This is a genomic window from Mycolicibacterium xanthum (assembly GCF_019710635.1).
Classification (GTDB): domain Bacteria; phylum Actinomycetota; class Actinomycetes; order Mycobacteriales; family Mycobacteriaceae; genus Mycobacterium; species Mycobacterium xanthum.
Window position 1 is genome coordinate 1 of sequence record NZ_JAIFZS010000097.1, and the last position, 6601, is coordinate 6601.

Sequence of the window (6601 nt, forward strand, 5' to 3'; positions counted from 1 at the left end):
TCCGCAGACTCTTCGACGCCATACTGCTGACCACCCGACACACTGTCTCGACCCTGTTGGCCTGGTCACGATGGCGAAGACGACACCAATACCGAGCCCGACAATCCCACTACCGAGCCCGACAATCCCACTACCGACGACGCCAGAATCAATGATCCCGATCTACGGCTGCAGTACTAGATAGGGCGCACGATGGTGCATCCGCCGAACACCTCGCCCTGTATCGGGCGCCTCGTCGCGTTGGGCTTGTCGCTCGAATCCATGACCTGATAGCCACAGCGGCGAGGGCGCACGATGCCGGTCGCTGGTTCATGGGTGCTTCGGAGGTCGCCCCAGACCGGTGCGTGGCTCATGGGCGTCAGGTAATTGCGACATGGGTTACGCCAGCCGATCCGATCATCGGGTGAACGACCGACGCTCTAGCGACGGAACCGGCTGATCCCGGCCTTATGTAGCCGACATCCGCGCTACAGCCGAGGAGGGACGAACGGAGGCAGGCCGTCACGAGCCTCCGTGTCCGGCCGCTTCGCAAGCGTGCGGCTGGAAACGTCGACTCGATAATCCGGGCCGGGGAGATCCTTCACCTCGATCGCGTCGATTTCGATCGACCGGCCCTGATCATCGGTTCCCAGGCTCCTCAACACGCCAGCCGACGGCCCCGGCTCGTATTCGCCGGCACCCTGCTCGGTCCAGATCGTCTCTGTGCCGAGGATTTCACCGGTTGACGGGTCGAATACGCACCAGTGGGTTTCGGTGTAGTCCGGCGGTGAGCACTCCGTCGCCATCGTTCATCTCCAGTAGTAGATTTGCCCCTCGGCTTTCGCCCACGCCAAGCGCACGTGAAACGCGAAAGTGATATCAACGACCTTCTCGACGCGGGCATGTGCATCCCAATTGGTGCTTTCGTGGGTTTCGATCTGTCCCTGTGCATTGACAGATGCGTACGACTTGACGCCGGCGGCCGCAGAACCGATCGCCGTCACAGCGCCGCCGCTGAACGTCGCGCCCGGCGACAATATGGTCAACCAGATCTGCGCATCGATGTTGGGTCGGTCTGCAAAGCGGACGGTGTAGTAGTGCGGGTGGCTCGCCGTGTCGTTGTAGAACTTCTCGCCAAACCAGAACTCACGAAGATAAGTGATATTCATGCCGTCGCCCCTTGGCAGACCTACGCCGTGATTAATTGACGGTACGGCACAAACCGGTCCAGGGGAACAGGTCCTACGGCTCACCCACAGATTCGCGGTGGCGCACGTCTACCCACAAGCCGTACCGTCGCTCTGATTTGCCAGGTCCGTATCCACTCGTTCCATCCGAACGTGTGGGCGCCCGCGGTCACCCGCGCGAAAGCCAAAGGGCTGACGAAGAGTCCGAGGATCCACGACCTTCGGCACACCGCGGGCTTACCGGCCTGCGACCCGTGGTCGACCATCGCTGACACCCAGCTTTCTGGGATCCGTGTGCGAGCAGATCGAGCGCGCGGAAAATCCCAAGAGGGATACTCATTCATGCGAGTCCTGTAGTCGCCGGGTAAAGGAGAACGATGCCGCCTAAGTCATCGCCATCAACCCCGAAGCTGCCGCCCGTCCGGGTGGCGCGCGCGGCCGAACGAGTCCGTCATCATGTGGGGCGTCTATACCAGCGACTGGCGCCTCCACCGATCACGGTCATCGACATCATCTTCGGGGCGCTTCTGTCTCAGGCCATCTCGGCGTCCGCGCAACTGGGTATCGCCGACGCGCTTGCTGCGGGCCCGTTGACCAAGGAAGAGCTGGCAAGCCGTATCGGGGCCGATCCGGACAGCGTGGCGCGGCTGATGCGGTTGCTGATCAGCCGCGGCATTTTTCGCAGGCGCCGCGACGGCCGTTTCTCGCTCAACGCGCTGGCCGACACGTTGCGTTCCGACTCGCCGATCTCGGTGCGTGGGGTTGCCCTGCTCTACGGCTCGCCGCAGCACCGGGCGAACTGGACGCGGCTGGCCGATGCGGTGCGTACCGGAGAGCCGAATCCCCCAAAAGTGTTCGGAAGGGACCTCTTCGACTACCTCCGCGACGACCCCGAGTTCGCGCAGATATTCAAGGACGCCATGACCTCCACATCGTCGGTGTTGGAGGCGGCGGTGGTCGCGGCATACGACTTCAGCGACTTCGGCGTGATCGCTGATATCGGCGCCGGTCACGGCCGGTTACTGTCGTCCATTCTCGCCGCCGCCCCCGATGCCCGTGGCGTGCTGTTCGACCTCCCCGAGGCAGTCGAGGGAGCGCCGCTTGTGTTGACCGCGCACGGTGTCATCGACCGAGTCACGGTGACGGGCGGGTCGTTCTTTGAAAGCGTGCCGTCCGCTGATGCCTATGTGATGAAGAACGTCATCCACGACTGGCCCGATGACGAAGCCATCGCGATCCTTGGCACCATCAAAGCCCGCGGCCCCTCCGGGTGCGAAACTGCTACTGCTGGAGATGGTCGTCCCGGATCACGACCGCGAATTCCTCGGCCACTACGCCGATATGGAGATGCTGGTGCTGGCGGGCGCACTGGAACGCGGCCTCAAGCAGTGGACCGACCTACTCCAGCAGGGCGGCTTCCGACTGCAGCGCGTGGTGCAGACAGCAGGGCCGCTGTGCGTCATCGAAGCCGTGCCCAGCTGATATTTGGGCATCGGTTGTCGAGAGGCAGCTGAAAACCGCCCCGGTTCTATCGCCGGGGCTGCTTTTTCGTTTGATCGGTGTCAGTCGGTGCCGGGGTCATGTGTTGATGGGCGCGTGTGCTTTGTTGACGAGGGTCGATGTATCAAGCGGTCACTCGGCCAGGTATCCGAGCCCGGTGGGGCGCTCATGAAGGTCGCCACGGAAGCTACGCTGCAGCCAGATCCATCGTCCGGGCCAGGCATCAGGATCCTCGTGACTGGTGGGTGTCGAGTTGGCGACGGCGCCAACGCTGAACAACGTCAGCGATCTCCTGTGGGTCGTCGGCGACCGAAAGCAGCTGCACATCGTCTGGGGACACCATCCCGGCCTCGAGCAGTCGCGCATGGATCCAGCTTTCGAGTCCGCTCCAGTGCTCGGACACCGCCAACACGACCGGGAAGTGCCGGATCTTTTGGGTCTGGATGAGCGTGAGCGCTTCGAAGAGCTCATCGAGCGTGCCGAAGCCACCTGGGAAGACCACGAACGCCGATGCGTAGCGGATGAACATCAGCTTGCGGACAAAGAAGTACCGGAACCATAGCGACAGGTCGACGAACGGATTCACGCGTTGTTCGTGCTCTAGTTCGATGTTGAGGCCGATAGAGCGCACGCCGGCGTCCCGGGCGCCCCAATTCGCAGCTTCCATGACTCCCGGTCCGCCGCCGGTGATGATGTCGAATCCCGCAGCGCCCATGCGCGTCGCCAGCGCGCGCGCCAGCACATAATGCGGATGATCCCGCGGTGTGCGCGAGGAACCGAAGATCGACACCGCGTGCTTTACACCGGATAAGGCGGCAAAGCCGTAGGTGACCTCGTCGCGAATTCGGGCCACCCGAACGGGATCGCTGTCGGCGAAGGCGGGGTATGCCGGGCCCAGACAGCAGAGCAACTCCTCATCGGTGGTGGAGGGAATCGGCGTTTCCGAGGGGCGCATCCACAGGATTGTTCCACGATGCTGTTCCACGACGGTGCCGCTGCCCGCAAGTTCCATGCGGGACAGCGCGCTGACCCCGGCGGTGGCCATTGCGACGGTGAAGGCCAGGTGGTGTGCTGGATCCCGCGAAAACCCGGAGCGACGACCGGACCACATCGTCTGCTTCGACCAGCACGTCACAGGCTGAACAGCTGATTCGGCCTGGGAACCGTTGCCGTCCATCCAAACTCATGGCCCAGGCGGGTGCGCAAGGTGTCCGCGGGCTGTGGTTCGCCGTGGACCACGAACACCAGTCTCGGTGCTGTCTGGAACCCACCGGCCCAGCGGATGAGTTCGTCGGCGTCGGCGTGTGCGGAGAGCATTTGCAGGTTTGCGACCTGGGCGTTGATCGGGACCCACTCGCCGTGGATCCTCACGGACCGCTCGCCGGCGGCGATGGATCGGCCGCGGGTCCCCGCGACTTGGTAGCCGGTCAGCATGATCGTGTTACGCGGATCCGGAGCGAATGCCCTGAGGTGGTGCAGGATCCGGCCACCGGTAGCCATGCCGCTGGCCGAGATCACGATCTTGGGCTCGCGGCTGGCCGAGATCTTCATGGACTCCTCGGCCTCCTGCGTGTAGGTGGCCATGGCGCACATGCCTTCGTAGACCCCGGGCGGCAGGCGGTGGTCACGAAGGTGGGTGCGCAGCAGATCGCTGGCGTTGATCGCCATCGGGCTGTCGAGGTAGACCGGGATTTCCGGCAGCCTGCCGGCGGAGCGCAGCTGCCACAGGTAGTAGAGCAGCGTCTGAGCCCGACCCACCGCAAACGCCGGTATCACCACGGTGCCGCCGCGATCCACCGTCGCGTTGATGACTTCGGCGAGGGTGTCGACGGGGTCGGCACGATCACGCAGGCGGTCGCCGTAGGTCGACTCCATCAGCAGGTAGTCCGCGGCCGGCACCGGGTCCGGGTCGAACATCACCGGATCGTCGTAGCGGCCCAGATCGCCGGTGAACACGATGCGGCGGCCGTGCCACATGAGGTCGACGATCGACGCCCCGAGAATGTGCCCGGCGCGGTGGAACGTCACCGCCGGCCCTTCTCCCGGCCAGCGGAACTCCTGGCCGAACGGATGGGTGTCGAACAATTCAAGGGCTCGCTCGGCGTCCTCGCTGTCATACAGCGGCAAGGCGGGGTGGTGTTTGGTGGCCTTGTGCTTGTTGAGGAACGCCGCGTCACGCTCCTGCAGCCTGGCGCTGTCGCGCAGAATGATGGCCGCGACGGCGGCGGTCGCTTCGGTGGACACGATCGGCCCGCGGAATCCTTCGCGCACCAACCGGGGCAGGTAGCCGGTGTGATCGAGGTGGGCGTGGCTGACGACGACGGCATCGATACTCCGCGGCTCGACCGCCAGCGGCGCCCAGTTGAGCTCGCGAAGGTTCTTCACGCCCTGGAACAGGCCACAGTCCAACAGGATTCGCTTGCCTTCGGCCTCCAGGAGGTGCTTGGAACCCGTGACCGTGCTCGCTCCACCCAGGCTGCGCAACGTGAGGTCGGCGTTCCGCGTTCGGCTGTCGCCGGAGGTCATGTCCGTAGTCTCGCAGAGGCGGCGCGGCCGGGTAGCGAACTGGCTGGAAAGAATTCACGTCACCGTGGAATCAGCTGTTGTGCCGCCAACAGCGCCGATTCTCATAGCCTTCGCGTCTACAGTGTGGTGGGGTAGTTGATTGTTCCAAATTTTCGCGGACGCGAAGTCGGGTTGGAAACCGTGGCGCAAATGCGGTCGTTGTAGTGCCGACCTATTCGCTGCGCTGCCAGTCGCCGAGCATCGAGACGGCGATGCCGAGCACGACCAGTGTGCATCCGACGAGAGACGTGTGCCGGTCGCATCCGACGAAGATGGCCGCGAGGATGCGGGCAATGGCCCGGATCCTCGGCGTGTGCGTCCTCACCGTGGTCGGTTCCGCCTGCGGGCCGTTGTCGGTTCGGAGCGGCGCGGAGCCGACAACGGTGGCGCCCACGACGGCCCGGCAGGACTTCGCCGGGCTCGTCGACGTCGGCGACGGCCGCCGGATCTGGGCGACCTGCAAGGGACAGGGTTCGCCGACGGTGGTCCTCCTCTCCGGGCATGGAAACGGCGCCGAGGACTGGTCGCTCATCCTCGACCCCTACGACCCGGTGCACCGGACCCCGGGCGACGATGTCTCCGCCGGGCTCGGCAAGATCGTGGCCAGCGACGACGCCGTGTTCCCATCGGTCGCCCGAACCACCAGGGTCTGCACCTATGACCGGCCCGACGTCCGGTTCACCGGCGAGGTGACGACGCCGAGACCACAGCCGCACACGGTCGACCTCGATGTCAGCGATCTCCACGCGCTGCTCACTGCGATCGGAGAACCGGGGCCGTACGTGTTGGTCTCGCACTCCTACGGCGGGTTGGTCTCGACCCTCTACGCCCGCACCTACCCCGACAGCATCGCTGGTCTGGTCATGGTCGACACCGTCAGCGAAGTGATGCAGGACCTGGTCACCCCGGGCGCGCTCGACTGGTGGGACGAGGTGAACGCGGCGACCAACAGCGTGGTGCGCGAGGGAGTCATGATCAAGGACGCCTTCGCGCAGATCAACGCAGCGGGGCCGATGCCGGAGGTGCCGGCAATCGTCCTCGTGGCCGACAAGCCGTTTCGAGAGGACCTCACCCCGCCGGAGCTGCTCCAAGGTGAACACACGACGTTCGCCGACTGGGTAGCCATGGTCAACGTGCTGGGTGTCAACCTCGGCGCGAAGACGATTACCGAGACCAACAGCGGCCACAACATCTACCTCTACAACCCGGCGTTGGTCGTTGACTCGATCGACGAGATCGTCGACGACGTGCGCGCCGGCGGCTGATCGGCGGATTGCCGACGCGGGGTCAGCCGATGACTTGGGCCGCGACCTCGGCCAGACGCTCCACCTGGTCGAGTTCGGCGATGGCGGGACCGCGATGACCTCGTC

The 6601-nt window shown here is 64.7% G+C and carries 7 protein-coding genes; 2 read left to right on the forward strand and 5 right to left on the reverse strand.

Going from position 1 to position 6601, the window contains the following annotated elements:
• Positions 1–467: 467 nt before the first annotated feature.
• Positions 468–785: a hypothetical protein gene (locus tag JDV09_RS25730; RefSeq protein WP_221371968.1), complete on the reverse strand. Its 318-nt coding sequence runs from the start codon at positions 783–785 to the stop codon at positions 468–470.
• 3 nt (positions 786–788) lie between these two features.
• Positions 789–1148, reverse strand: coding sequence for a hypothetical protein (locus JDV09_RS25735; protein WP_221371969.1), 360 nt, complete (start codon positions 1146–1148; stop codon positions 789–791).
• A 395-nt stretch (positions 1149–1543) separates the two neighbouring features.
• On the opposite strand from JDV09_RS25735, the gene JDV09_RS25740 reads away from it, so the two are divergent.
• Positions 1544–2680 (forward strand): methyltransferase, encoded by a 1137-nt coding sequence (locus JDV09_RS25740; protein WP_443678039.1) that lies wholly within the window; start codon positions 1544–1546, stop codon positions 2678–2680.
• Positions 2681–2889: 209 nt separating this feature from the next.
• Here the strand turns inward: JDV09_RS25740 and JDV09_RS25745 are convergent, their stop codons facing one another.
• From JDV09_RS25745 to JDV09_RS25755, 3 genes are all read right to left on the reverse strand, one after another.
• Positions 2890–3843 (reverse strand): LOG family protein, encoded by a 954-nt coding sequence (locus JDV09_RS25745; RefSeq protein WP_255606063.1) that lies wholly within the window; start codon positions 3841–3843, stop codon positions 2890–2892.
• On the reverse strand, positions 3798–5192 hold the full coding sequence (locus JDV09_RS25750; RefSeq protein WP_221371970.1) for an MBL fold metallo-hydrolase RNA specificity domain-containing protein: 1395 nt from the start codon (positions 5190–5192) through the stop codon (positions 3798–3800). Before JDV09_RS25750 ends, JDV09_RS25745 begins: the two co-directional genes overlap by 46 nt.
• Before the next feature lie 211 nt (positions 5193–5403).
• Entirely contained in the window at positions 5404–5556 is a 153-nt protein-coding gene (locus tag JDV09_RS25755; protein ID WP_221371971.1) for a hypothetical protein, read from the reverse strand.
• Positions 5557–5614: 58 nt separating this feature from the next.
• On the opposite strand from JDV09_RS25755, the gene JDV09_RS25760 reads away from it, so the two are divergent.
• Positions 5615–6496, forward strand: coding sequence for an alpha/beta fold hydrolase (locus JDV09_RS25760; RefSeq protein ID WP_221371972.1), 882 nt, complete (start codon positions 5615–5617; stop codon positions 6494–6496).
• Positions 6497–6601 lie beyond the last annotated feature (105 nt).

Bases quoted from the DNA above. Each gene is read 5' to 3' on its own strand.
- JDV09_RS25730 (WP_221371968.1), bottom strand. From the start codon at position 785: ATGGCGACGGAGTGCTCACCGCCGGACTACACCGAAACCCACTGGTGC.
- JDV09_RS25735 (WP_221371969.1), bottom strand. From the start codon at position 1,148: ATGAATATCACTTATCTTCGTGAGTTCTGGTTTGGCGAGAAGTTCTAC.
- JDV09_RS25745 (WP_255606063.1), bottom strand. From the start codon at position 3,843: ATGGACGGCAACGGTTCCCAGGCCGAATCAGCTGTTCAGCCTGTGACG.
- JDV09_RS25750 (WP_221371970.1), bottom strand. From the start codon at position 5,192: ATGACCTCCGGCGACAGCCGAACGCGGAACGCCGACCTCACGTTGCGC.
- JDV09_RS25740 (WP_443678039.1), top strand. From the start codon at position 1,544: ATGCCGCCTAAGTCATCGCCATCAACCCCGAAGCTGCCGCCCGTCCGG.